A 23,083-nucleotide genomic window follows, 5' to 3' on the forward strand; every position below is an offset into this window, starting at 1 on the left:
ACCTGGTCCGACCGGCAGTCGACGCCCTCCCGTGCCCGAGTCCCTCGACACCGCTCTTGGGGCTCGGGGAACGCCGCTCAGGCCCAGCAGCCGTTCACGGTGGCGGCGAGACCGTCCATCGCGTCCTTGGTGTCGGCCTGAGCGGCCGTCGCGCCGTTCTCGACGAAGGAGAAGACTCTCCACTCGCCGTCGTCGGTACGTGTCAGTCCGCTCAGGCCGATGGCTCCGGTGAGGGTCCCCGTCTTCGCCCGCACCTTGCCGACGGCGCACTCGGAGTGCGGATCGTCGAAGCGGCCGTACTCGGGGCCGAGGGTGCTCCCGGCTTCCCCGGCGACCGGCAGGCCGTCCAGGACGGGCTTCAGCGTGTGGGCGTAGCGCGGTTCCGTCACCCGTTCGAGGATCTGTGCGAGGGTGGCGGCCGGGATGCGGTCGCTGCGGGACAGGCCGCTTCCGTCGTGGAGCTCGAAGTTGTCGAGGGATACGCCGTAGCGGTGGCTGAGCACGTGGCGCACGACCTCGGTGCCGCCCTCGAAGGTGGCGGGACGCCCGGCCCGCAACGCCGTCATGCGCAGCAGGGTCTCGGCGATGTTGTTGTCGCTGGTCTTCAGCATGTGCTGGACGATGTCCGCGAGCGGAGCGGACCTGTGGTGCGCGACCGGCACGGCGGACCGGTCCGCCGTGGCGTGCGTGACATCGCCGTCCACCGTGACGCCGTCCGCGGCGAGCAGGCGGGCGAAGACCTGCCCGGCGTCGATGGACGTGTCCATGACACCATGGCCGTCGACGACGAGCGCGCGCACCGGCGCGACGGTGTCGGGGTAGTAGCCCTCGTTCCAGCCGTCGGCCAGGGTCGGCTCGGGGAAGAGGCTGTCGTCCACGGCGACCTTCACCGTGGTCAGGCCGGCCTTCTTCAGCCCGGCGACAGCCGTGCGCGCCAGCTGCGCGAGGTCGTCGCCGCTGAGGGTGCGGTCGCCGCCCCCGACCAGGGTGAGGGTGCCGTGACCGTAGACGACCTTGGTCTGGAAGCGGTGCTCCGGGCCGAGGACGGTGAGGGCGGCGGTCGCCGTGGCGAGCTTGGCATTGGAGGCCGGCATCAGCGCGGTGGAGCCGTTGTGGTCCCACAGGGTGGCGTCGGAGCCGGCGTCGAGCACCACACCGCTGACCTCGGTCCCCAGGCGCGGGTCGGCGATGCGGGACTCCAGGTTCGCGACCATCTGCTGATCACCGGAGTCGACGCCGGCGGTCTGGTCGGACTTGCTGTGCCCCGCCACCGTCGCGCGGTTGTCGGCGGCGAACGCCGAGGGGCCGGCCAGGGCGGCCGAGGCCACCGGCACGGCCAGGGCGAGTACGACGGCTCGCCGGACGCCCTCGCCGGGCTGCTTCGTCTTCCGGTGCCGGCCGCGGCCACCCGGCGCAGAGGTAATGTCACTCATATAATTCCCAACAGATGTGTGATCGGCGCGCGCACCATATCACCGGTCATCACATAGTGATGTCCATCATTCATCGATGCACAGACATGTGAGTCCGTGAACTCTTCTGCCAGGCTCATGAGACGCGTACGACGCGGAGTCGTGCGGTCGGCCATCGCTGCCTGCCTCGCCGTCACCGCATGGGGTGTGACCGGGCACAGGCTCTCCTTCCGGGACGGCCGGGCGGACGACGCCGACCGAGTGGCCGTGGGCCGCCTGTGCCGGTCCGCCCTCCCGGGGAGCATGCAACTGTCCTGCGGCAGCTACGGCTTCGGAGACTTGCGGTACGTCTGCCCGGCCCCGCGTCGCGATGACGGCACGTGCGTGCCGACGTCGGCGGTGACGGTCCGCAACTCCGGCGACTCCTCCGCGTACGTCTCCTGGATAGCGGGCCCCCGGCCGGGTGTCCGTGAACAGGGGCGGGAACAACGGGTCTCCCCCGGCCGGGAGGTGACGCTCCGTCCCGGCCGGGGGCGGCTGCTGTTCGACGTCACCCTGCGCGGTGGCGGGGACAAGCCGAGCAGCCTGGAAGTGGTACGGGTGCGGTGAGCCGTCAGCCGCGCCGGTCGGGCACCGCGCTGCCCGGGTGGCCGCACTTCGAGCTGCGCCTGGTCACCGTCGACCCGCTGGGGGTAGCGCGGGTCTCCACCCCGGCACGGCAGGCCCTGCGCTCACTTCAGCCCGGGGAGCCCGCCAGGGACATCCGGACGGGTTCGTCTGCACACAAGTGCCATCCGCAGAGCACGGTTGTCCCCGGCGCACACCCCGTGCGGGTCGGCCGCGCGCGTTCCGGACTACCCGGCCGTACTGTGGGAGCCGGTCATGAGGGCGGCGAGGTCCTCGGGTGAGAGGAAGGACGGCGGAGGCGGGGGTCCCCAGCTGAACAGGCCCTTCGCCCCCTCCAGGACCTCCGGCTTCCACAACTGGTCGTCGACGACGCAGTCCATGTCGGAGTAGTACTCGCTGAAGTTGCCGGCCGGGTCCTTCAGGTACCAGAAGAAGTTGGACCCGGCGTGGTGACGGCCCAGGCCCCACACGTGCCGCTCGGGATGGCCCTCCAGCATGGCGACGGCGCCGCGGCCGATCTCGTCGACGTCGTCGACCTGCCAGGACGAGTGGTGCATGAAGGCGACGGGCATCTTCAGGACGAAAACGTTGTGGTGGTCGGTTGAACACCGCAGGAACGCCCCGTGGTCCTTCACGTAGTCGGACGCCTTGAAGCCGAGCCCGTCACGGAAGAAGGCGGTCGTTCCCTCGAAGTCCGTCGTGCCGAGGACGGCGTGTCCGAGCTTGCGGGGGCGCACCCGGCCGGTGCGCAGGACGCCAGGGGCCCGCGATCCGGTGCGCTGGGCTCGGCCGGGGCCGTTGTAGACGGGGGCAGGCACCGGGTCCTGCGCCATCCGGGGGGTGACCTCCAGGACCGCGCGGACGCCCGTGGCCCTGTCGTACGCCGTCAGGGTCGTGTCCTCGACACGGGACTCGACGCCGAGACGGCGCAGTCCGGAGGCCGCCGCGGCCAGGTCGTCGCGGTCGTCCGCACCGACGCGGACCTCGACGAGGCGACGCGTGGGCGTGCGCACGATGTGCAGCTGGCGGCCGGCGTCACGCGTGGAGAACCAGCCGTCGGCCTCCGGGGTGAGGCCGAAGTCGGTGTAATAGGCTGCGGTTCCGGCGACGTCGGGGACCCCCATCGTGATGGAGGCCAGACGATGCAGTGCCATGGGACTCCTTCTTCCGTCGGGCCCGGGCGGGCTCAGGCCACGAAGTTCTGACGCAGTTCGCCGATGCCGCCGATGGTGCTGACGAGTTCGTCCCCGGCCGCCAGCCAGCTGCGGATCACGGCCCAGACCCACACCGGCCGGGGGTACCGGTGAAGATGACCTTGGGCAGCAACGGCAGCACCGCGGACAGCCGGGCGATTTTCTGCCCGCCGGCGATCAGCCGCTCGGCGAGTACATCGCGCAGCGCCTGGAACTGACGTCCAGGCGGGTGCCGGCGGGCGGGGACGTCCCCGTGTTCCGCGCCCGAGCCCGCGCGTAGGGCGTTCCCCACGGGTGCCCGGCCGTGATGCTGGTGCTCTCTCCATGGCTGACCGGCTGCGGGGCGGGAGAAGGTGGATCACGGTCCGAGCCCGGCTTCGTGGGGGGTTGCTGAACCGCCCCGGGGGACCGCCCCGTCGGGGCACGCGAGCCCGGTTCGCTGCCGTTGTCCGGTCCGGTCAGCCCTCGGAGTGCGCTCGATGACTTACGACGTCCACGACCACAGCCCCACCGCGACGGCCCGCGACGGCGCACCCCCCGCGCGAGGTGACGCCAGACAGTGGTGGGTGCTGGGAGTCATCGCCCTGGCCCAGCTCATGGTGGTGCTGGACGCCACCATCGTGAACATCGCGCTGCCGTCGGCCCAGAAGGAACTCGGCTTCAGCGACGGCAACCGGCAGTGGGTGGTCACCGCCTACTCCCTCGCGTTCGGCAGCCTGCTCCTGCTCGGCGGCCGGCTGGCCGACCTGATCGGCCGCAAGGCGGTCTTCCTGGCCGGTGTGGTCGGCTTCGCGGCCTCGTCCGCGCTGGCCGGCGCCGCCCAGGACTTCACCGTGCTGGTCGTCGGCCGCACGCTCCAGGGCCTGTTCGGCGCCCTGCTGGCTCCGGCCGCCCTGGCGCTCCTCAACATCACCTTCGCCGGTACGCGGCACCGAGCGAAGGCGTTCGGTGTCTACGGTGCCATCGCCGGCGCGGGTGGCGGCATCGGGCTGCTGCTGGGCGGTGTGCTGACCGAGCACCTCAGCTGGCGCTGGACTCTCTACGTCAACCTGGTCTTCGCCGTGCTCGCCGTGGTCGGAGGCAGTGTCTTCCTGCGCGGGGGCCGCCCGGCCGACCGGCCCGCCCTCGACACACCCGGTACGCTCCTGGCGTCGGGCGGGCTGTTCTCGCTGGTCTACGGCTTCTCCAACGCCGAGAGCCACCACTGGTCCTCCCCGCTGACCTGGGGCTTCCTGGCAGCCGCCGGGGCCCTGCTGGCCGCCTTCGCCGCATGGCAGGGCCGGGCGGGGCACCCGCTGCTTCCGCTGCGGGTGCTGGCCGACCGCGACCGCGCGGCCTCCTTCAGCGTGGTGGCGGTCTGCGGTGCCGGATTGTTCGGCGTGTTCCTGTTCCTGACCTACTACTTGCAGACCTCTCTCGGGTTCGACCCGGTGAAGACCGGTCTCGCCTTCCTGCCGATGATCGGCGTGCTGATGGTCACGGCCCAGGTGTCCACGATCGTGCTCGTGCCCCGCCTCGGCCCCAAGTACGTCATCCCGGCCGGTGCCCTGATCGCGGCATTCGCCCTGACCAGGTTCACCGGGCTGGGCCTGAACAGCACCTACGCGGCCGACATCCTGCCCTGGCTGATGGTGATGGGCCTGGGCATCGGTCTGGTCCTGCCGCCCGCCGTGAGCCTGGCCACCAGCGGCCTCGTTCCCGAGGACACCGGGGTGGGTTCGGCCACCGTCAACACCATGCAGCAGATCGGCGGCGCGGTCGGCACCGCTCTGCTGAACACCCTGGCCACCAGCGCGGCGACCGCCTACGCGCGCGGCAAGCAGCCCACGCCGCAGGTCCTGGCCGAGGCACAGCTGCACAGTTACGCCACCGTCTACTGGTGGTCGGCCGGCTTCTTCCTCGCGGGAGCCGTCATCAGTGTCCTCCTCTACCGCGGTGGGCGCGTCGGCGTCCAGCACACCGGCAAGGCCGCCCGGGGATGACAGCAATGTGACCTGGGTGCACGCCTTGTCTTAGTTAGTTGTCACTTAGTGACATCAACTACTATCACTCGTTATGAACCACTCCCCTTCCGCAGTGACTGGTACCGCGCCCGCGACCGCCGCGGCACTGACCGACGCCTTGTACGGCGGCCGCTTCGACACCCTGCACACGCCGTGGCGTGAGCTGTTCGCGACGGAGCCGTTCCTCTTCCGGGAAGGGCTGTCCCCGCAGGAGCGGACCGAGCTGTCCTACGACCGGCTGCGGCTGGTCAACGACGTGGTCGGCAAGCCCCTGGACCTGGTCCGGGACGTCGAGGAACTCACCGCGCTGCACGAGTGGATCGGCGTGTCCGACGTGGGGCTGTGCACCGTCAGCTCGATCCACTACAACCTCTTCCTGGGCAGCCTCGTCGATCACGACGGTGAGCGGCGGGACCTGACGCCGTACACCGCCATGACCAGGACCGGCACGTTCCTGTGCACGGAGGCGGGCCACGGCAACAGCGTCTCCCAACTGGAGACGACCGCCACCTACGACCCCGCCGAGGGCGTCTTCGAACTGCACACCCCGACGCCGGCCGCCGCCAAGTTCATGCCCAACACCAGTTCCACCGGCGGGCCGAAGGACGCCGTCGTGGCCGCCCGGCTGATCGTGGACGGCACCGACCACGGCGTCTTCCTCTTCCTCACGCCGCTGCACGACGACGCCGGTCGCCCCCTGCCCGGCATCGCGGTCACACGGTTGCCCCAGACCTCCACCAGCCCCGTGGACCACTGCCGGACCACCTTCGACCGGGTCCGGCTGCCCTACGAGGCCATGCTCCAGGCGGACCACGGCCGGCTCGCCCCGGACGGCACGTTCACGAGCGGGGTCGGAAGCAAGCGGAAACGCTTCCTCGCCTCCGTGGGCCGGGTGACCGCCGGCAAGCTGTGCATGAGCGCGTTCAGCCTCGGCGTCACCCGCAACGCCCTCGCCGTGGCCGTGACCCACGCGCACAACCGGCGCACGAGCGGGGTCCGCACCGGCGAGACCGTGCCGTTGTTCGCCTACCGCAGCCACCACGCCCCGCTGATCGAGGCCCTCGCCACCACCTACGCGGCGTCGTTCCTCCAGCGCTCGGTGGTCCGCCAGTGGGCCGAGGCCGTGGAGCCGCAGCAGCAGGAGGACGCCGAGCGCGCCATCGCCGTCGCCAAGGGCTGGATCACCTGGCAGGGACGGGCCGTGATGACGGAGTGCCGGGAACGCTGCGGCGCACAGGGCCTGTTCCTCGTCAACGGCATCGCCGGGCAGATACCGGCCCACGAAGGCGCCATCACCGCCGAGGGCGACAACCTGGTGATCTGGGCCAAGGCGGCGGGCGAGCTGCTGCTCGGCCACTTCACCCCGCAGCCCCCGGTGGCCCTGCCGGACGGTGTGGACCGGCTCGGCTCCCCGGACCACCTGCAAGCCCTGCTCGGCGACGTCGAACGCGTCTGGCATCAGCGCGCCCGCACCCGGCTGCGGGCCGGCCGGCCCGGTGACCCGCTCGGCCGCTGGAACCAGGCCGTCACCCCCGCGCTGCGACTGGTCGAGGCGCATGCCCGGCGGCTGGCCGGCGCGGCTCTGCTGGAGGCCGCCGACCGTACGGCCGACGAGGAGGCCCAGGCCCTGCTGTACGCCCTGCACCGGCTGTTCGTGCTGCGGAGCATCGCACCGCACACGGGAGACCTGCTGCTGACCGACCGGCTGCGGCCCGAGGACGCCGTGGCACTGCCGGACGCCACGGACGCGGCCATCGGGGAACTGGTCCCCGCCGCGCCCACGCTGGTGGCCGGCTTCGGCATCGCCGAGGAGGTACTGAGCAGCTACCCGATCGCGACGCGCGGCACGGGGGAGCTGGCGTACTGACGCCGGTGGGCGCTGTCGTCAGGGGCGTGGGAGCGCAGGGCTCAGGGCTGCGGGCGCAGGGCTCAGGCCGCGAAGCCGATGTTGGTGACGTACTCGTACTGGCCCCACTCGGATCCCAGGTCCACCACCGCGTCGTAGATCCAGGCGTCGTCCAGCGCCTGCGCGTCGCCCGCCGCCCAGGCCTCGACGATGCGGTCCCAGTGGCGGACGTTGAGCGTGCGGTAGGCGACCACCCGCTGACGGGGGCGGAGGACCTGGGACTGGTTGAGCGGATGGAACTCCACGCGGGTGCCACGGCCCTCGCGGTTGAGGCGCGCCAGCAGGTAGCGGGAGACGTTCTGGCGGCGGACCGTGCGGTACGCCGTCTCGATCCGCTCCAGGTTCCGCTTCGAGGGACTCCGTTCCTCTCGCAGCCAGGCCCTGAGCGTGCGGTCGGTGACGGTCAGGCCGGCCGCGCGGGCCGCCTGGCGGGACTGGTCGCTGCGGGTGAGGTACCGCAGGCGGGCGAGCAGGCCGCGCCGGGCCGTGACCGGGGTGGCGACGAACCCGGCCAGCGCGTCCAGCTGCCGGGCGACGGCCTCGTACCCCTTGATGCCACGCGCCCCGTACGCACCGAAGTTGAGCGTCCTCTCCGGCATCTCCCTGTCTCCCGCCGCCCCTCGACCCGATACGACCTCACCTACGCGTCACGCTACACGTCCTGGCCGGCCGCCACCGGGGTGCCGACTCTGTACACGTCCTTCACCTTCACCTCGCTGACCCCGCGCCCCTCGGGGAACACCGCGCGCCAGTCGCCGATCACGTGGAGCTCGTCGGTGCCCATCGCGCGGACGACCATCAGCCCCTCGTCGTAGGCGCGGTGCGCCTTCCACCACAGGTTCGCGAAGGCCTGGGAGCGGATCAGGTGCATCCAGTCGGTGCGGTACAGCTCCCGGTTGTAGTTCGACTCCCCCATCGTGGAGACGAACTTGGAGTACATGGCCTTGACGTACTCCAGCGTCACGTCGTCGTCGTGGGCGATCGCACGGTCCCGGGCGTCCTTCAGGGCGACGCGGAACTTCTCCAGCAGGCCCTCGGTGGCGCCGGAGGTCCAGGACTCGTGGATCTCCGGGGGGTCGCACAGGCCGTACTTCGGTCCCGACAGGCGCAGCAGCAGGCGCAGCGTCGGCTCGGTCACCCAGAGCGGGCCCGGCTCGTCGCGGCTGCCGATGGGGTTGGGCAGGTAGGCGTCGTGCTCCCAGGCGGGCGGGGTGATCAGGTGGACGCCGGCACGGCGGCGGTCGTGCCGGTCGCCGGTGGAGTGTTCCAGCTGGCCGAGCGGCAGGTGCGTCTTGAGCGCGGACAGGTAGGCGCCGTTGACGTCGAGCGCCGTGACCTCGAACTCGCCGGGCGGCAGGTCGGGACGGGTCCACTTGGGGCGGGCCTCCCAGATCTGGTCCGGGCCACGGGCACTCTGCTTGCGCAGGACGTCGGGCAGCCAGGGGTGCGCGACGATGTCGTACCGGCCGCCCTTGCGGGTCTGGTCCAGCAACGCCATCGCGTCCGGGATGGCCCGCCGGACCAGCGCGGCGGTCGCCGCTTCGACATCGCCGCCGTGCTGGTCGAGGGCGGCCGACACGGCGGCGGCGATCAGGTCGGGGTCGTCGGCGGTCTTGAGCCGGCGGCCGGCGGGGACGACCTTGACACCGCCGCCTGCCTGCGGGCGGGGGGGTGCGGAGGCGGGCGTGGGCGGGGACGGGGGCTCGGCCGCCGACGCCGGGTGGGTCGTACGCGTGCGCTCGGGTGTGCCGCAGTGCGAGGGGTCCAGGTGCTGGGGGAATCCGGCGACCTGGTGGCGGGCGGGCTGTCCGCACAGGACGCAGGGCCGAGGGGTGGGGAGTGCTCCCACGTCGTCGCCGTCGTCCTGGACGGGGTGCTGGTCGGTCTCGGTCTCCGGCTCGGCGTCGGCCTCGGTCGGCGGGAGATCCTCCGGCTTCCCGGCCGGGGCCGCCGTCGCCAGCTTCGCCCGCGCTCCCTTGAGGAAGTACGCGTACTTCTCCCGGACTTCGCCGCTCGGGTCGCGTCCGGACTCCCAGCCCGCGATCGTGGACGGGCTGACCGCCAGGGCGCGCGCGAGCTGGGTGCGGGAGAGGTTCAGCCCCTCGCGCAGGGCACGCCGTTCCCCGGCGGGCGGCAGCGGGACCTCCTGCCTGGCGCCGGCGAGCAGGGCGTCGATCGCGTCGAAGTCCGTCATCGGGTTCCCCCCTCCGGTACGGCCGCGGGGCGGGCGGTGGTGGTGTGGCCGCCGGGGGGACGGCGGCGTGCCGCGGGAAGCGCCTCGACGGCGCGGGTGGGCCCGGCGAGGAGGTCGAGGACGTCCACGCCGTAGTGCGCGGCGACCGCGTCACAGTCGGCCAGGCTCCAGGCCGCGCTGCCGGACTGACGGCGGCTCACCTGGGCCTGGCTCACCCCCAGCGCGGCGGCGAGAGCGGTCTGCGACTCGCCGGTCGCGTGCAGCAGCGCGGCCACCGCGGACCGCACCCGCTCGTCCAGAGCCATACTCATACGGTTGAACCTAACACAGCTCTCGCATGTTTCATGAGAATCTCGCATGAGAAGCCGGGCTGGTCGAATCCTCGTTTCACCTATTCATGTCATGAGCCGACGCATGACACCGCCGTACGTTGACGCGGTGAGCGAGCATCGTCGGGATCGACCGGCTCGGGTATGCCGGAGCCGGTCCCGTCGCGCGCACGGGGCGGTCCTCTCAGGTCACGAACTCGCGGGCCATCGCGATCATGGCGCGCGCGGCCGCACCGGGCCGGTACTCGCTCGGCACGGCGAGGGACAGCGGCCAGTTCAGGTCGACGTCGCTCACGGTCAGGGTCACGATGTCCGCGGTCTCCCGGAGGGCGAACCGGGGCAGCAGCGCCACCCCGAGACCGTGCCGTACGAAGTCCACGCCGGTGCCGACGTCGGTGATCTCGACGGCGACGCGGCGGGGCACGGACGCGGCGGCGAAGGCGCGGTCGGCCACGGTCCGGTTGCCGTATCCGACCGGGGAGTCGACGAAGTCGAGTCCGGTCAGCTCGGCGATCGACACGCTGCGGCGCCCGGCCAGCGGATGGCCGGCCGGTACGACGAGGTCGAGGACGGAACTCGTGAGGTCGGTCAGCGTGACGCCGGCCGGACACGGCCCCGGCACCGAGACGAAGGCGAGGTCGAGGCGCCGTTCGAGGAGGGCGTCCACCAGCCCCTGCGAACCGGAGGGCACCGCGCTGGTCTGGAGCACCACACCGGGGTGACGGCGGTGGAACTCGCCGAGCAGCGCCGGGAGGTCGAGCAGCCGTACCGAGGTCATCGTCCCCAGCCGGAGGGTGCCGCGCAGTCCGCCGCGGACCTCGGCGACCGCGTCCGCGGCCTCCCGGGCGGCGTGCAGTGTGGCGCGTGCGCGGGGCAGCAGTGCGGCGCCGGCGTCGGTGAGCAGCACCCGTTTGGAGTTGCGGTCCAGCAGCGGGGTGCCGAGTTCGCGTTCGAGGCTCTTGATCGTGCTGGAGACGGCGGACTGGACGACGTGCAGGCGGGCCGCGGCGCGGGTGAAGTTCGCTTCGTCCGCCACGGCGACGAAGCATTCGAGCTGGCGCAGTTCCATGGCCCAAGTATCTCCCTCAGAGATGGTCACCCTCACCAACTTTCGTTGGACGAGATAGTTCCGCCGGTCCACTCTGTTAAGCGTTCAAGCAAAACGCCTCAGCCTGGAGAGTCCCCCATGGCACAGTCGACATCCGCACCCCGCCCGCGTGCGGCAGCGCCCACCGGCACCCGTGCCAGTGCCCGCCGCCACGGCGTCGGGTTCTCGCTCATCGCGTTCGCCTTCCTGACCGCGATGGCGTTCTCCACGGTCCCCACGCCGCTGTACCCGCTGTACATGGCGAAGGACGGGTTCTCCACCTTCATGGTCACCGTCGTCTTCGCCGTCTACGCGGTCGGCGTGGTGATCAGCCTGATCCTGGCCGGCCACATCTCGGACTGGGTCGGCCGCAAGAAGGTCCTCGTCCCCGCGATCGGTCTGGAGCTGATCGCCGCGGTCCTCTTCCTGACCGACACGTCCCTGCCCGTCCTGCTCGCCGCCCGGCTCATCACCGGTCTCGGTGTCGGCATGGTCACCGCCACGGCCACCGCCCACCTGCACGAACTGCACACCGCGCACCGGCCCGGCGCCTCCACCCAGCGCTTCGAGCTGGTGTCGACCGCGGCCAACATCGGCGGCCTCGGCATCGGCCCGCTCGTCGCCGGCCTCCTGGCCCAGTGGGTCACCGGCCCCCTGCGCACCCCCTACATCGTCTTCGCCGCACTGCTGCTGGCGAGCATCGTCGCGATCGCCCTCACGCCCGAGACGGTCGAGGAACAGCTCGTCCGGCCCGCCTACCGGCCCCAGCGCATCTCGGTCGACCACGGTGACCGCGCCGGATACATCGCCGCCGCTGCCGCCGGGTTCGCGTCCTTCGCCGTCTTCGGACTCTTCACCTCCGTGGCCCCGGGCTTCGTCGCCGGCTCCCTGCACCACCCCTCCCGCGCGCTGGCCGGGCTGATCGTCTTCGCCGTCTTCGGCGCCGCCGCCACCGCCCAGAGCCTCACCACCCGGCTGACCACGACCGCCAAGCGCGGACTGGGACTGCTCGCCCAGGCGGCCGGTGTCGCCACCCTCGTCATCGGGATGCACACCGCGAACCTGGCCGCGTTCCTCGTCGGCGGCATCGTCGCCGGCATCGGTGCGGGCGTGCTGTTCAAGGCGTCCCTCGGCACGGTCGCCGCGCTCGCGGTGCCCGCCAAGCGCAGTGAGGCCCTCGCGGGACTGTTCCTGATCTCCTACCTCGGCCTGACCGCGCCGGCTGTCGGCATCGGCGTGGCGACCCGCTCCTTCTCCGCCACCACGGTCATGACCTGGTTCGCCGGCGTCCTCCTGGTCCTGCTCGGCACGGTCGCCGTCCTGGCCCGGCGCCGCTCGACCACCGGCTGACCCGCCGCCACAGCACCCACCCCCCCAACCTCATCGGACAGGATCGGCACAGCCGTGAAGATCGCCATCATCGGAGCCTCCGGCCGGCTCGGCGGAACGATCGCCCGGGAGGCGCTCGCCCGAGGCCACGAGGTCGTCGCCATCGGCCGCGACCGGGCCGCGCTCGCCGCGCTGGAAGGGGCCCGCCCGGTGCCCGCCGACCTCGACGACGCGGACTCGGTCGTCAACGCCGTCGCCGGCAGCGACGTCATCGTCTCGGCGGTGACCGACCGGACCACCGCCGACCGCTCACGGATCCCCGCCACGGCCGCCCTGCTGCTCGAACTCGCCCCCCGGGCCGGCGTCCGGCGCGTGGCCTTCGTCGGCGGGGGCGGCAGCCTGTACATCGCTCCCGGCCTGCGCGCCCTGGACGCGCCCGCGTTCCCGGAGCGGTTCCGGGCCGAGGCGCTCGCCCAGGCGGAGGCCCTGCGGATCCTGCGGGACGCCGGGGACCACGTCGAGTGGACCTATCTCAGTCCCCCGCCGCACTACCTCCTCCCCGGGGAGAAGACCGGCCACTACCTGGTACGGGCGGGTGACGACGCCGTCGTCAACGCCGACGGCGAAAGCGCCATCACGGAAGGGGACTTCGCGGCGGTCCTCGTCGACGAACTGGAGCAGAACCGCTACCCCCGGCGCCGGTTCACCGCCGCCTCCTGAGCCCCGCCCGAGCCCGCGCAGGCCCCCGACGGCCGCGCAGAAAGGACCTCTCCGTGAACGACACCCGCTTCGGCGTCTTCCTCAGCCCGCACCGCGACAACGGCCTCATCACCGACAGCGCCCAGGCCGCCGAGAGCAGCGGGTTCGACTTCGCCACCGTCCAGGACCACCCGTACGTCCCGGACTTCCTCGATCCCTACGTCCTCATCAGCCACCTGGCGGCACGGACGAGCACACTGCGCTTCCTCACCGACGTCGCCAACCTCCCGCTCCGCCCGGCTCCCCTCCTCGCGAAGACCGCGGCCAGTCTGGACGTCCTGTCCCGGGGGCGGTTCGACCTCGGGCTCGGCGGCGGCCGGTCCTGGCCCCAGATCGCCGGCCTCGGCGGACCCACCTGGACCCCCGGTCAGACGGTGAACGCCATCGACGAGGCGATCACGGTACTGCGCGCGATGTGGGAGCCGCGCCCCTCCGTCACCTTCCCCGGCACGACCTACTCCCTCGACGCGGTGGCCACCGGTCCCGCCCCCGTCCACCCCGTCGGTATCTGGCTCGGCGCGTCCGGCCCCCGCATGCTGGACCTGCTCGGCCGCCGGGCCGATGGCTGGATCGCCCCGCTGGCCACCCCGTTCGAGACCAAGCCGGCCGCGCAGGACGCCATCGACGCCGCCGCGCGCGCCGCCGGACGCTCCCCGCGGGACATCCGCCGAGTCATCCAGCTGGTCGGCTCGGTCACCGGCTCCACGGCCCCCGTCGACCTCCCGCTGTCCGGACCCAACGGCCGGCCCGTGCACGCCAACCCCGACCAGTGGGCCCGCATCATCGCCCACTTCGTCACCGAGCAGCGCTTCGACGCGGTCAACCTCGTGCCGGAACGCGAAACCCCCGACCAGATCAGCCTGTTCGGCGAGCACGTCATCCCCGCCGCACGGCGGCTCGTCGCCGACCAGAGCCGCGCCGCCTGAGCCGTCCCCCGCATTCCAGGAGCCCCCCGTGAACCCCCTCGCCCCATCCGTCATCGACCTGGCCGCCGTCCCGGCCGCGCTCTCCGGCATCGCCGTCACTCCCGGCGACCCCGCCTACCAAGGGCTGCGTTCCAGCCGCGTGCGCGGCGGGCGGCCCGCACTCGTGCTGCGTCCCCGCACCGCCCGGGAGGTGGCCGAGGCAGTCGTCTTCGCCGGCGCCCAGCCGGTCGCGCTGTCCGTCCGCAGCGGCGGCCACGGGTTCAGCGGCAGGTCGACGAACGACGGCGGCATCGTCATCGATCTGTCCGCGATGAACCGCATCGACGTCCTCGACGAGAGCGCCCGTCTGGTACGCATCGAACCGGGAGCGTCCTGGGGCGCGGTCGCGACCGCCCTGCACCCGCACGGATGGGCGATCACCTCCGGGGATCACGGTGCGGTCGGCGTCGGCGGTCTGGCCACGGCCGGGGGCATCGGACTGCTGGGCCGGGAGCAGGGCCTGACCATCGACCGGTTGCGAGCCGCCGACATCGTGCTGGCCGACGGCCGGCGGCTGCGGGTCAGCGCGGACCGGCACCCGGAGCTGTTCTGGGGCATCCGGGGCGCGGGATTCACCCTCGGTGTCGTCACCGCCTTCGAGTTCACCGCCGGGCCCGTCGGCCTGCTCGGGCACGCGCGCCTGGTGCACGACGCCACCGACACGGCGGAGTTCCTCCAGGACTGGGCGGCCGTCGCCGGGTCGGCGCCCCGCGACACGACGGCCTTCCTCGCCATCGGTCAGCCCTACGGCCGGAAGGTCATCGCCCAGAGCACGATCCTGGTCGACTCGGAGAACCCCGGTGTCATCCGGGACCGGCTCCAGCCCTTCGCCGACCTCGCGCCGTCGCTCGCCCAGCACGTCGGACTCGTGGACTACTCCGACGTCGTCGCGGAGACCGGCCCCTCCTCCTCCGCGTACGGCGAACCGGTCAGCCGCAGCGGCCTGCTCGACCGTCTCACCCCGGCCGCGGCACGGGCCGCCGCCCGGCTGGTCACCAGCGGTGAGTCGTACTTCTTCCAACTGCGCGCGATGGGCGGCGCCATCGCGGACACCGACCCCGCGGCCACCGCCTTCGCGCACCGGTCGGCCGCCTTCCAGGTCGTCGCGATGGGCACCGAACCCGACGCCCTGGACCGGTACTGGGAGCCGCTGCGCTCCCAACTGTCCGGCCTGTACGTGAGCTTCGAGACCGACACCCGCCCCGAACGCCTGGCGGAGGCCTTCCCGCCGGACACGCTGGCCCGGCTGGTCGCCCTCAAGCGGCGGTTCGACCCACGGAACCTGTTCCGCGACAACTTCAGCCTCGCTCCGGTCCTGTGAGAGCGCGCTGCCGCACGTCCTGCCCCTCACCGGCCGCCTCAGCCGCACCGGCGGACCGCGAGCGTCACGCGACGCACCCGCCGGTCACCGGCGCTCCGCACCGATCGGACTTCCGTCATGACACACCCGACCTCCGGGTCCCGTCCCGCCTCCGGCCCCGACCAGTCTGCCGGCCGGCCGGACCGGTCCCCGAACGACACGGGCACGGCGGGCGCGACCTGGGTGCTCGTTCTGGCCGCCGCCGCCCAGTTCGTGCTCCAGCTCGACTTCAGCATCATCAACGTCGCCCTGCCGGCGATCCAGCGGCGGCTCGGTTTCACCGCCGCGGGACTCCAGTGGGTGGTGACCGGCTACGCCCTGACGTACGGGGCGCTGCTGCTGGTCGCCGGGCGCGCCGCCGACCTGATCGGCCGCAAGCGGGCGCTGCTCGTCGGCCTGACGGCGTTCGGGCTCAGCTCGCTCGCCGGCGGCCTCGCCACCTCGGCCCTCATGCTGGTGGTCTCGCGGCTGGCGCAGGGAGCGAGCGCGGCCCTCGTGGCACCGGGCGCGCTCGGCGTGCTCACCGACACCTACACGACCCCGGAGGCCCGGGCACGCGCGCTCGGCGTCTTCCAGGGCAGCAGCGCCGCGGGAGCCACCGCGGGCATCGTGCTGGGCGGCGTGCTCACCGAGTACCTGGGCTGGCGCTCGGTCCTCCTGGTCAACCCGCCGGTGATCGCGGCGCTGGCATGGCTGATGGCCCGCCGGCTCCCCGCCGACCGCCGTGGGCCGGCCGCCACCCGTCCGGACCTGCCCGGTGCCGCGCTGGCCACCGCGGGTGCCGGCGCCCTGATCTACGGACTGAGCGAAGGCCAGCAGCGCGGCTTCGGCAGCGCGCTGTCACTCGTCCCGCTCCTCGCCGCCGTCCTGCTGACCGGTGTGTTCGTCCTGGTCGAGAGCCGGTCCGCCGACCCCATGCTGCCCCTGACACTGCTGCGGGACCGGGCACGGCGCACGGCGCTGGTCGTGATGGTGCTGCTGGGCGGAGTGGTCGCGGGCTACGTCTACTTCGTGTCCCTGTACCTGCAACGGGTGCGCGGCATGTCGACGTTGCTGACCGGCCTGGCCCTGATACCGGCGACGGCGCTCGTGATGGCCGTGTCCATCCTGCTCACCCGGCGTGTCCAGCCCCGCCTCGGGCTGCGCCGGACGCTCCTGCTCGCGCTGGCGTTCGTCGGCGTGGGTCAGTTGTGGCTGTCTGAGCTCACCGCGCACAGCGGGTATGCCACCCACGTCCTGCCCGGCATCGTCCTGACGGCGATCGGCATGGGGCTGGCCTTCCCCACCAGCTCGGTGGCGATCACCTCCGACGTCCCGCCGGCCCTGCGCGCCCTCGCGGGCAGCATGTTCGTGACCGCCCAGCAGCTCGGGTCGGCCGTGGGACTGGCCGTGCTGGCCACGATCGCGGCCGCGCGCACGGACAGTACGGGCTCGCCGGCGAACGGGTACGCGCTGTCGTACCTCGTCGCCACCGGCGTCGTGGCGTTCACCGCCCTCGCGGTCGCCTTCCTCTTCCCTCGCACGGACGGCCGGCACAGCCCGCGCTGACCCACCGCCCTCTACTCCCAAGGTCTGAACAGCGCGTTCTCGGGCTTTCCCCACTCCCGGCCTGGGGGGCACCACGGCCGCCCGTACGAAGGTCCCGCCCCGGACCTGCGGTCGGCCCTACAGCCACGGCGGGTGCGCGGTTGACACAGTCGTCACATCCCCGCCTGGCCGGCTCCGAGCCCGGAGCCGGCCACGCGCCGCATGCCAAGGAGTGAACATGACCGACCTCGCCACCGCAACCGCCTCCCGCGGCCTCCTGATCGGGGGCAAGGATGTGCCCGCCCTGTCCGGACGTACCACCGACGACCTCAACCCCGTCACGGGCGAGGTGTACCTGAAGGTTCCCGCGGCCGGCCCCGAGGACGTCACCCGGGCCGTCGACGCCGCGCACGCCGCCTTCCCGGGGTGGGCCGGCACCGCCCCGTCGGTACGCCGCGGGCTGTTGCAGAAGGCGGCGGACCTGCTGGAGGCCCGCGTCGCCGAGTTCACCGACATCATGATCAGCGAGACCGGCGGTACCCGGACGTGGGCCGCGTTCAACATCCGCATGTCCGTGGATCTCATCCGGCAGGCGGCGACCATGGCGACCCGGCCCACCGGCTCGCTCCTCGCCAGTGACGTCGCGGGCGAGTGGTCGGTGGCGGTGCGCGAACCCGCGGGTGTCGTCGCCGCGTTCGTGCCCTGGAACGGTCCCCTGATCCTGTGCACCCGGGCCATCGCGGTCGCCCTGGCCACCGGCAACCCGGTGGTGATCCGCCCCAGCGAGGACGCTCCCGTCACCTCCGGGTACTTCCTGGCGGACATCCTCGCGGAGGCGGGCGTACCGGACGGTGTCGTGAACGTCCTGACCAACGACCGCGCCGACGCGCCCGCCGTCGTCGAGGCGCTCATCGCGGACGACCGGGTGCGCCGCGTCAACTTCACCGGCTCCACGCCGGTCGGCCGGATCGTCGGCCGGCTGGCCGGCGAGCACCTCAAGCCGGTCATCCTGGAACTGGGCGGGAAGAACCCGATCGTCGTGCTGGACGACGCCGACCCGGCCTACGCCGCCTCCGGCGTCACCGTCGCCAAGTTCATGAACGCGGGTCAGATCTGCCTGTCGGTCGACCGGGTCATCCTTCAGCGCGGTATAGCGGACGAGTTCGTCGCGGCCTTCCTGGAGAAGGTCCGCGCCCTCGGCCAGGGCGACCCGGAGGGCGAGCACACCCTCGTCGGTCCCATGATCAACGCGCGCGCCGCCGAACGGGTCGCCGGACTGGTCGCGGACGCCGTCGAGAAGGGCGCCACCGTACTGCACGGCGGCGGGCCCGCCCAGGGCGCGTTCTATCCCGCGACCGTCCTCGACAACGTCACGCCCGACATGCGGATCTACTCGGAGGAGGTCTTCGGTCCGGTCGCGACGATCTTCCGCGTCGACACCGTCGACGAGGCGGTGGACCTGGCGAACGACACGGCGTACGGCCTGTCCAGCGCGGTCTACACCGAGAACGCCAGTCTGGGTCTGGCCGTGGCCCGGCGGTTGCGGCACGGCAACGTCCACATCAACGACCACTCGGTCGCGGACGAGCCCCAGGCCCCGGTCGGCGGCGTCAAGGACAGCGGCTTCGGCCACTTCGGCAGCGACTGGGGAGTGGAGTTCTTCACGGAGACGCGCTGGGTCACCCTCGCCGACCGGCACTCCGTCTACCCGCTCTGAGCCCGTCGGCCGGTATGCCGAGGGCGGCCCGCACGGTCGTCCCTCGGCAACCGGCCTGCCCGCCGTACGTCCGGCGCCCGTCCCACGCCCGTCTTCCGAGGAACCGGTCCCCGATGATCCACACCCGTTCTGGCCCCAGCCGACCGCACCGGCACGCGGCACCACGTCCCTTGCGGGAACTGTTCGTCCTGCACCCGATGCCCTCCCGTCGCCGCAGTGCCACCATCGCCGCCGTGTGTACGGCCGCTCCCATCCTGGCCGGGCAGGCCCTGGGGCAACCGGTCGTCGGCCTGGTCGCCAGCACGGGCGCGCTGGCGGCCCTCTACGGCGGGCGGGGCACGCCCCGCCAGGAGGCCGGTGCGGTGGCGGGTGCCGCCCTCGCACTCGCCGTGGGGATGGCCGTCGGCAGCTCGCTCGCCGGGCACGACCGGCTGGCCGTGCTGGGCACTGCCCTGTGGGCCGCCGTCGCCACGCTGTTCCTCGCACTGGCCCAGGCCCGGCCGCCGGGCATCGTGATGCCGGTGCTGGTCTGCTCGGTCGGGACCGGGCTGCCGCCCGGACACACCGGACTGCGGGTCCTGGCCGTGGCCGGCGTGGGGTGCTCCGCAACGGTTCTGTCCTGGCTCGCGGCCAGGGTCTTCCCTGCGGACGGGCCCTCTCGGCCGACCGCGGCGGAACCCGGGCCGGGGAACCGCCTGCTGTCGGCCGCGAGATCCCTGCCGTCCTCGCCCCTGCCGTGGATGGCCGTCAGGACCGGAGCGGCTGTGGGCCTCGCCGGTGCCGCGTCCTTGCTGTGCCAGGTGGGGCGTCCCTACTGGGCCATGGCCGCCGCTGCGGCGGTGCTCGCACGCGGCAGTCACGCCATCAGCGCGAACACCAGGGCCGTGCTGCGCGGCGTGGGCACCGCCGCGGGCTGTCTGCTCGCCGGCGCCCTGGCCGCGACCCATCCGCGGGGCGTGGCGATCGCCGTCCTGCTCGCCGCGCTGACCTTCGTCATCGAGTTGGTCGTCGCCCGCAACTACGCCATCGCCATGGTCTTCGTCACCCCTCTGTCGGTCCTCCTCGTGACCTCCGCGAGCGGAGCGACAGCGGTGCTCACCATCACCGCCGACCGTCTCCTGGAAACGATGCTGGGCTGTGCCGCGGCCGCCGCGGCCGGTCAGCTGGTGACCCGGCGCTGGGCCGTGCGGCACCGCCGGGAAGCCGTCACCGCCGTGCTCAGGGCGGCGGCGGAGCTGATCGAAGCGGGGCCGGAGCCGGGGCGCGCGGCAGCGCTTCGCGACGCGGTCGCCCTGCTCCGGCTGGTGAGCGAGCGCACCGCGGGCGAGCGCCGTGGTGTACGCGTCGCCGCCTCCGCGCTCGACCAGGTGTCGGCTGCCACGCTCAGCCTGGCCCGGCACATGACGGACCAGCCGGACGGCTTGCGCGCGAACGCCGCCAGTACAGCCCGCGCGCTACGGCATCTGGCGGCACTGGTGGACCCGTGCGAACCGCAAGCCGCCGACCGCTCCGCCTGCGCCGTCCCGCCCCCGCTGACCGAACTGGCGCGCGCGCTGGACGACTGGCTCGCGGGCAAGGGGTCACCGCTGCCGCGCACCGGGCCGACGCCCGGTCCGCTCGCCGGCGGGGTGCCCCGCTGACCGGGTGCGACTGACCTGTCAGCGCGGATACGGCACTGGACACCGGACGCATGCCGGTACCGACGTGCCCGTCCGCAGGGTTTCAGGGCCGGCAGCCCCTCAGGACGGACTCAATCACGTCGTCCAGGCTGTGCTCCGCCAGTTCCGTCGGCAACACGCCATCGACCGCCAGACGGACGTAACCGTGGAGCGCCGCGAACACCGGAAGGGCGACCCGTTCCGGCGTCCCCGTCCGTATCTCGCCCCGGCCCTGCCCGTCGGCGACGAGAGCGACCAGTTGCCCGGACCAGCGCCGAGCGGCCTCATGCAGCTCCGCTGACGTCCGCACCGCCGTACCCGCCTGGCACATCAGGTCGAACAGCGCGCCGTTGGCCAGAGCGAAGGCGAGGTAGGCACGGGCCACGGCACCGAGCCTCTCGGCGAACGTCCCGCCCGCGCTCGCCCGCGCATGCCCGGTTGCCGCGGCGAGCCGTTCGAACCCCCTCAGCGCCAGGGCGTCGAGCAGGGCCTGCTTGTTCCTGAAATGCCGGCTCGGCGCGGCGGGGCTGACACCGATGTCGCGGGCGAGTGCCCGTAGGGACAGTGCGCCCATTCCCTTCTCGCGCACCGTCTTCTCGACGCGGGCGAGCAGCTCTGCGGGCAAGTCCCCATGGTGATAGGGGCGACGTATCATGTCATGAGCTTAGCTCTGTCCGAAGACCATTGATATCAGCATCACTCATGTCACCTGGTGTAGCGTGTCCACCGCTCCACCGTGCGAAACCCCAGGGTCTCGTACACGGACAGTCCCCGCTCGGACGAGAGCAGATACGCCAGTCGCGCGCCCCGTGCCCGTTCGGCCCCCAGGATCGCCGAGGTGATGGCGGTGCCGTACCCCTTCCTGCGCCGCGCGGGCGGAACCGAGATGTTGAAAATGCCGACGCAGTCGCCGGCGCGCAGTGCCAGCCCGGTCGCCACGACCTCGTCGCCCACCTCGGCCAGATACCCGGCAGCGCAGGGCAGGCCCAGTATCTCGGCCCCGCCCAGCAGGCTCATCACCTGAGCCGAGGTCTCGAAGCCGACCGCCAGAGCCGTGGCGAAGACGTCACTGTCCGCAGGTCCGAGGCGCCTGAGGGCGAACCCGGTGGGCGGGAGGCCGTGAAGCGCCCCACGACCCGCCAGCTCACGGACCATGAGCGGGGTCCGCACCACGGTCGTCAGGCCATGAGCCGCCGCTGTCTCGGCGGTAGCGGCATCCGGCTCGTACCTGACCTGGATGCACCACGGCACATCGATCTCATCGGCGGCCCGGTCGGCGAGACCGGTGATCAGTCCGGGACGCGGCGAGGAACGGACGTCGAAGACACCGTTCACCGACGCAAGCGGGGCACCGCTGGCCAGCAGGGCCAGCCCTGGCTCGGCCCGGACACACAGGCCTCCCGGCAGGGCTTCGGCGATGGCCGCGACATTCTCGAGCCATGCCTGTGCGGCGGTATCCCCCATGTCAAGTGTCTTCATGCCTGCGACTGTAACAGTCAGTGCTGGTAAGCACGGCGGCTCACTTCGACACTACTGCTTGCCTCTTCGCCTCCTGCGGGCCGGCAGCGGCGGCAGCCCGAGCGATGCGCAGCGTCTCCCTCTCCTCGCGGTCGGGGCGATGGATGAACCAGCCCAGCGACAGCCAGTAGACCGTTGCGATCACACGAAGCGGGAAGAGACCACACTGCACGAGTACCCGCAGAGATCTGTCGGACAACACACTATCGCGCATCATGCTCCGCACTATGTCATGCGTCAGACCCAGTGAGGTCACCATGCTCCCATGACATGGTCAATTGTTCGGGACCACTTGTTTCTCCTCCGCGAAGTGGCAGGCCGAGGGGTGCGCGGCGGGACCGGTCGTGTAGCGGAACTCCGCCGGGACCGCGAGCAGCGGGTCCTCGTGGGCGCAGCGTTGTTGTGCTTTCCAGCAGCGGGTGCGGAAGCGGCAGCCGCTGGGGATGTTGGTGGGGGAGGGCACGTCACCGGTGAGGATGATCCGCTCGCGGTGTTCGCGGGCGTCGGGGTCGGGTACGGGGACGGCGGAGAGCAGGGCCTGGGTGTAGGGGTGGGTGGGGTGGTCGTAGATCTGGGTGTCGCGGCCGGTCTCGACGATGCGGCCCAGATACATGACGGCGATGCGGTCGGAGATGTGGCGGACGATGGACAGGTCGTGGGCGATGAAGAGGTAGGAGAGGTGGAGGTCGCTCTGGAGGCGGGCGAGGAGGTTGATGACCTGGGCCTGGACGGAGACGTCGAGGGCGGAGACGGGTTCGTCGGCGACGATGATCTCGGGGCGTAGTGCCAGGGCGCGGGCGATGCCGATGCGTTGGCGTTGGCCGCCGGAGAACTGGTGGGGGTAGCGGTTGACGTACTCGGGGTTGAGGCCGACGACGTCGAGGAGTTCCTGGACTCTGCGGCGGCGGTCGGTCTTGGGGGCTGCTTCGGGGTGGATGTCGTAGGGCTCGCCGATGATGTCGCCGACCGTCATGCGGGGGTTGAGGGAGGTGTAGGGGTCCTGGAAGACCATCTGGATGTTGCGGCGGACGGCTTTGAGGGCCTTGCCGGACAACTGGGTGATGTCCTCGCCCTTGTAGCGGATCGTGCCGGCCGTCGGCCTCTCCAGATTGACCATCATCTTCGCGAGGGTGGATTTGCCGCAGCCTGATTCGCCGACGATGCCGAGGGTTTCGCCTTGGCCGAGGGTGAGGTCGACGCCGTCGACGGCCTTGACCGCGCCGGTCTGTTTCTTGAACAGGATGCCCTGGGTGAGGGGGTAGTGCTTGACCAGGCCGGTGACTTCGAGGAGGGGTTCAGTGGTCGAGGCCATCGAGGCATTCCCTCCAGAAGTGGCAGGCGCTGCCCCGTGTGTCGGAGACCTGGTGGAGCGGGGGTTCGTCGGTGTGGCAGATGTCCCGGGCCAGGGGGCAGCGGGGGTGGAAGGAGCAGCCGGGTGGGATGTGGGTGAGGCTGGGTGGCAGGCCCTTGATGGCGTAGAGTTGGTGGCCTTTGTGGTC

General features: G+C 72.1%; 21 protein-coding genes. 10 read left to right on the top strand and 11 right to left on the bottom strand.

Going from position 1 to position 23,083, the window contains the following annotated elements:
* Positions 1-77 precede the first annotated feature (77 nt).
* Positions 78-1,433 (bottom strand): D-alanyl-D-alanine carboxypeptidase/D-alanyl-D-alanine-endopeptidase, encoded by a 1,356-nt coding sequence (dacB, locus tag C3492_RS27470; protein WP_103815035.1) that lies wholly within the window; start codon positions 1,431-1,433, stop codon positions 78-80.
* A gap of 186 nt (positions 1,434-1,619) precedes the next feature.
* On the opposite strand from dacB, the gene C3492_RS27475 reads away from it, so the two are divergent.
* Entirely contained in the window at positions 1,620-2,021 is a 402-nt protein-coding gene (locus tag C3492_RS27475) for a hypothetical protein (protein ID WP_146075729.1), read from the top strand.
* 245 nt (positions 2,022-2,266) lie between these two features.
* Here the strand turns inward: C3492_RS27475 and C3492_RS27480 are convergent, their stop codons facing one another.
* Positions 2,267-3,193 (bottom strand): VOC family protein, encoded by a 927-nt coding sequence (locus C3492_RS27480; protein WP_103815039.1) that lies wholly within the window; start codon positions 3,191-3,193, stop codon positions 2,267-2,269.
* A 518-nt stretch (positions 3,194-3,711) separates the two neighbouring features.
* On the opposite strand from C3492_RS27480, the gene C3492_RS27490 reads away from it, so the two are divergent.
* Together C3492_RS27490 and C3492_RS27495 are read left to right on the top strand one after the other, a co-directional pair.
* Positions 3,712-5,214: an MFS transporter gene (locus C3492_RS27490; protein WP_103815041.1), complete on the top strand. Its 1,503-nt coding sequence runs from the start codon at positions 3,712-3,714 to the stop codon at positions 5,212-5,214.
* A 94-nt stretch (positions 5,215-5,308) separates the two neighbouring features.
* On the top strand, positions 5,309-7,102 hold the full coding sequence (locus C3492_RS27495) for an acyl-CoA dehydrogenase (RefSeq protein WP_258055916.1): 1,794 nt from the start codon (positions 5,309-5,311) through the stop codon (positions 7,100-7,102).
* 62 nt (positions 7,103-7,164) lie between these two features.
* Here the strand turns inward: C3492_RS27495 and C3492_RS27500 are convergent, their stop codons facing one another.
* The 4 genes from C3492_RS27500 to C3492_RS27515 form a co-directional block, all read right to left on the bottom strand.
* Positions 7,165-7,740 (bottom strand): transcriptional regulator, encoded by a 576-nt coding sequence (locus C3492_RS27500; protein ID WP_103815044.1) that lies wholly within the window; start codon positions 7,738-7,740, stop codon positions 7,165-7,167.
* 53 nt (positions 7,741-7,793) lie between these two features.
* Positions 7,794-9,335, bottom strand: a complete 1,542-nt coding sequence (locus C3492_RS27505) for a helix-turn-helix transcriptional regulator (RefSeq protein ID WP_103815046.1) — start codon at positions 9,333-9,335, stop codon at positions 7,794-7,796.
* Positions 9,332-9,646 (bottom strand): helix-turn-helix transcriptional regulator, encoded by a 315-nt coding sequence (locus tag C3492_RS27510; protein ID WP_181140574.1) that lies wholly within the window; start codon positions 9,644-9,646, stop codon positions 9,332-9,334. Before C3492_RS27510 ends, C3492_RS27505 begins: the two co-directional genes overlap by 4 nt.
* A gap of 202 nt (positions 9,647-9,848) precedes the next feature.
* Entirely contained in the window at positions 9,849-10,733 is an 885-nt protein-coding gene (locus tag C3492_RS27515; RefSeq protein WP_103815049.1) for a LysR family transcriptional regulator, read from the bottom strand.
* Between the two features lie 117 nt (positions 10,734-10,850).
* Here C3492_RS27515 and C3492_RS27520 point away from each other — a divergent pair, with 117 nt between their 5' ends.
* The 7 genes from C3492_RS27520 (at position 10,851) to C3492_RS27550 (ending at position 20,048) form a co-directional block, all read left to right on the top strand.
* On the top strand, positions 10,851-12,101 hold the full coding sequence (locus C3492_RS27520; RefSeq protein WP_103815051.1) for an MFS transporter: 1,251 nt from the start codon (positions 10,851-10,853) through the stop codon (positions 12,099-12,101).
* Positions 12,102-12,155: 54 nt separating this feature from the next.
* Positions 12,156-12,800 carry an NAD(P)-dependent oxidoreductase gene (locus C3492_RS27525; RefSeq protein WP_181140575.1) on the top strand — a complete coding sequence of 215 codons (645 nt, stop codon included), beginning with the start codon at positions 12,156-12,158 and terminating at the stop codon, positions 12,798-12,800.
* A 53-nt stretch (positions 12,801-12,853) separates the two neighbouring features.
* Positions 12,854-13,765, top strand: coding sequence for an LLM class flavin-dependent oxidoreductase (locus tag C3492_RS27530; protein WP_181140576.1), 912 nt, complete (start codon positions 12,854-12,856; stop codon positions 13,763-13,765).
* Between the two features lie 28 nt (positions 13,766-13,793).
* On the top strand, positions 13,794-15,125 hold the full coding sequence (locus C3492_RS27535; RefSeq protein WP_103815056.1) for an FAD-binding oxidoreductase: 1,332 nt from the start codon (positions 13,794-13,796) through the stop codon (positions 15,123-15,125).
* A gap of 117 nt (positions 15,126-15,242) precedes the next feature.
* Positions 15,243-16,712 (top strand): MFS transporter, encoded by a 1,470-nt coding sequence (locus C3492_RS27540; protein WP_103815057.1) that lies wholly within the window; start codon positions 15,243-15,245, stop codon positions 16,710-16,712.
* Between the two features lie 217 nt (positions 16,713-16,929).
* Positions 16,930-18,408, top strand: coding sequence for an aldehyde dehydrogenase family protein (locus tag C3492_RS27545; RefSeq protein WP_103815059.1), 1,479 nt, complete (start codon positions 16,930-16,932; stop codon positions 18,406-18,408).
* 197 nt (positions 18,409-18,605) lie between these two features.
* A complete protein-coding gene (locus C3492_RS27550) occupies positions 18,606-20,048 on the top strand; it encodes an FUSC family protein (protein ID WP_181140577.1) in 1,443 nt (480 codons plus the stop codon).
* Between the two features lie 82 nt (positions 20,049-20,130).
* On the opposite strand, the gene C3492_RS27555 is transcribed toward C3492_RS27550, so the two are convergent.
* From C3492_RS27555 to C3492_RS27575, 5 genes are all read right to left on the bottom strand, one after another.
* Entirely contained in the window at positions 20,131-20,721 is a 591-nt protein-coding gene (locus C3492_RS27555; protein ID WP_103815063.1) for a TetR/AcrR family transcriptional regulator, read from the bottom strand.
* Between the two features lie 50 nt (positions 20,722-20,771).
* A complete protein-coding gene (locus C3492_RS27560; RefSeq protein WP_103815065.1) occupies positions 20,772-21,545 on the bottom strand; it encodes a GNAT family N-acetyltransferase in 774 nt (257 codons plus the stop codon).
* 40 nt (positions 21,546-21,585) lie between these two features.
* On the bottom strand, positions 21,586-21,843 hold the full coding sequence (locus C3492_RS27565; protein WP_103815067.1) for a hypothetical protein: 258 nt from the start codon (positions 21,841-21,843) through the stop codon (positions 21,586-21,588).
* Positions 21,844-21,858: 15 nt separating this feature from the next.
* Complete coding sequence (locus C3492_RS27570) at positions 21,859-22,896, bottom strand: ABC transporter ATP-binding protein (protein WP_103815069.1); 1,038 nt, start codon at positions 22,894-22,896, stop codon at positions 21,859-21,861.
* A partial coding sequence (locus C3492_RS27575) for an oligopeptide/dipeptide ABC transporter ATP-binding protein (RefSeq protein WP_374938380.1) occupies positions 22,880-23,083 on the bottom strand: 204 nt, incomplete at its 5' end. The genes C3492_RS27570 and C3492_RS27575, both read right to left, overlap by 17 nt.

Source organism: Streptomyces sp. Ru62, from assembly GCF_002920615.1.
GTDB lineage: Bacteria > Actinomycetota > Actinomycetes > Streptomycetales > Streptomycetaceae > Streptomyces.

Coding starts and splice junctions, on each gene's coding strand:
- C3492_RS27565 (WP_103815067.1), bottom strand. CDS start 21,843: ATGGTGACCTCACTGGGTCTGACGCATGACATAGTGCGGAGCATGATG.
- C3492_RS27515 (WP_103815049.1), bottom strand. CDS start 10,733: ATGGAACTGCGCCAGCTCGAATGCTTCGTCGCCGTGGCGGACGAAGCG.
- C3492_RS27570 (WP_103815069.1), bottom strand. CDS start 22,896: ATGGCCTCGACCACTGAACCCCTCCTCGAAGTCACCGGCCTGGTCAAG.
- C3492_RS27505 (WP_103815046.1), bottom strand. CDS start 9,335: ATGACGGACTTCGACGCGATCGACGCCCTGCTCGCCGGCGCCAGGCAG.
- C3492_RS27480 (WP_103815039.1), bottom strand. CDS start 3,193: ATGGCACTGCATCGTCTGGCCTCCATCACGATGGGGGTCCCCGACGTC.
- C3492_RS27545 (WP_103815059.1), top strand. CDS start 16,930: ATGACCGACCTCGCCACCGCAACCGCCTCCCGCGGCCTCCTGATCGGG.
- dacB (WP_103815035.1), bottom strand. CDS start 1,433: ATGAGTGACATTACCTCTGCGCCGGGTGGCCGCGGCCGGCACCGGAAG.
- C3492_RS27560 (WP_103815065.1), bottom strand. CDS start 21,545: ATGAAGACACTTGACATGGGGGATACCGCCGCACAGGCATGGCTCGAG.
- C3492_RS27550 (WP_181140577.1), top strand. CDS start 18,606: ATGCCCTCCCGTCGCCGCAGTGCCACCATCGCCGCCGTGTGTACGGCC.
- C3492_RS27555 (WP_103815063.1), bottom strand. CDS start 20,721: ATGATACGTCGCCCCTATCACCATGGGGACTTGCCCGCAGAGCTGCTC.
- C3492_RS27490 (WP_103815041.1), top strand. CDS start 3,712: ATGACTTACGACGTCCACGACCACAGCCCCACCGCGACGGCCCGCGAC.
- C3492_RS27520 (WP_103815051.1), top strand. CDS start 10,851: ATGGCACAGTCGACATCCGCACCCCGCCCGCGTGCGGCAGCGCCCACC.
- C3492_RS27540 (WP_103815057.1), top strand. CDS start 15,243: ATGACACACCCGACCTCCGGGTCCCGTCCCGCCTCCGGCCCCGACCAG.
- C3492_RS27510 (WP_181140574.1), bottom strand. CDS start 9,646: ATGAGTATGGCTCTGGACGAGCGGGTGCGGTCCGCGGTGGCCGCGCTG.
- C3492_RS27500 (WP_103815044.1), bottom strand. CDS start 7,740: ATGCCGGAGAGGACGCTCAACTTCGGTGCGTACGGGGCGCGTGGCATC.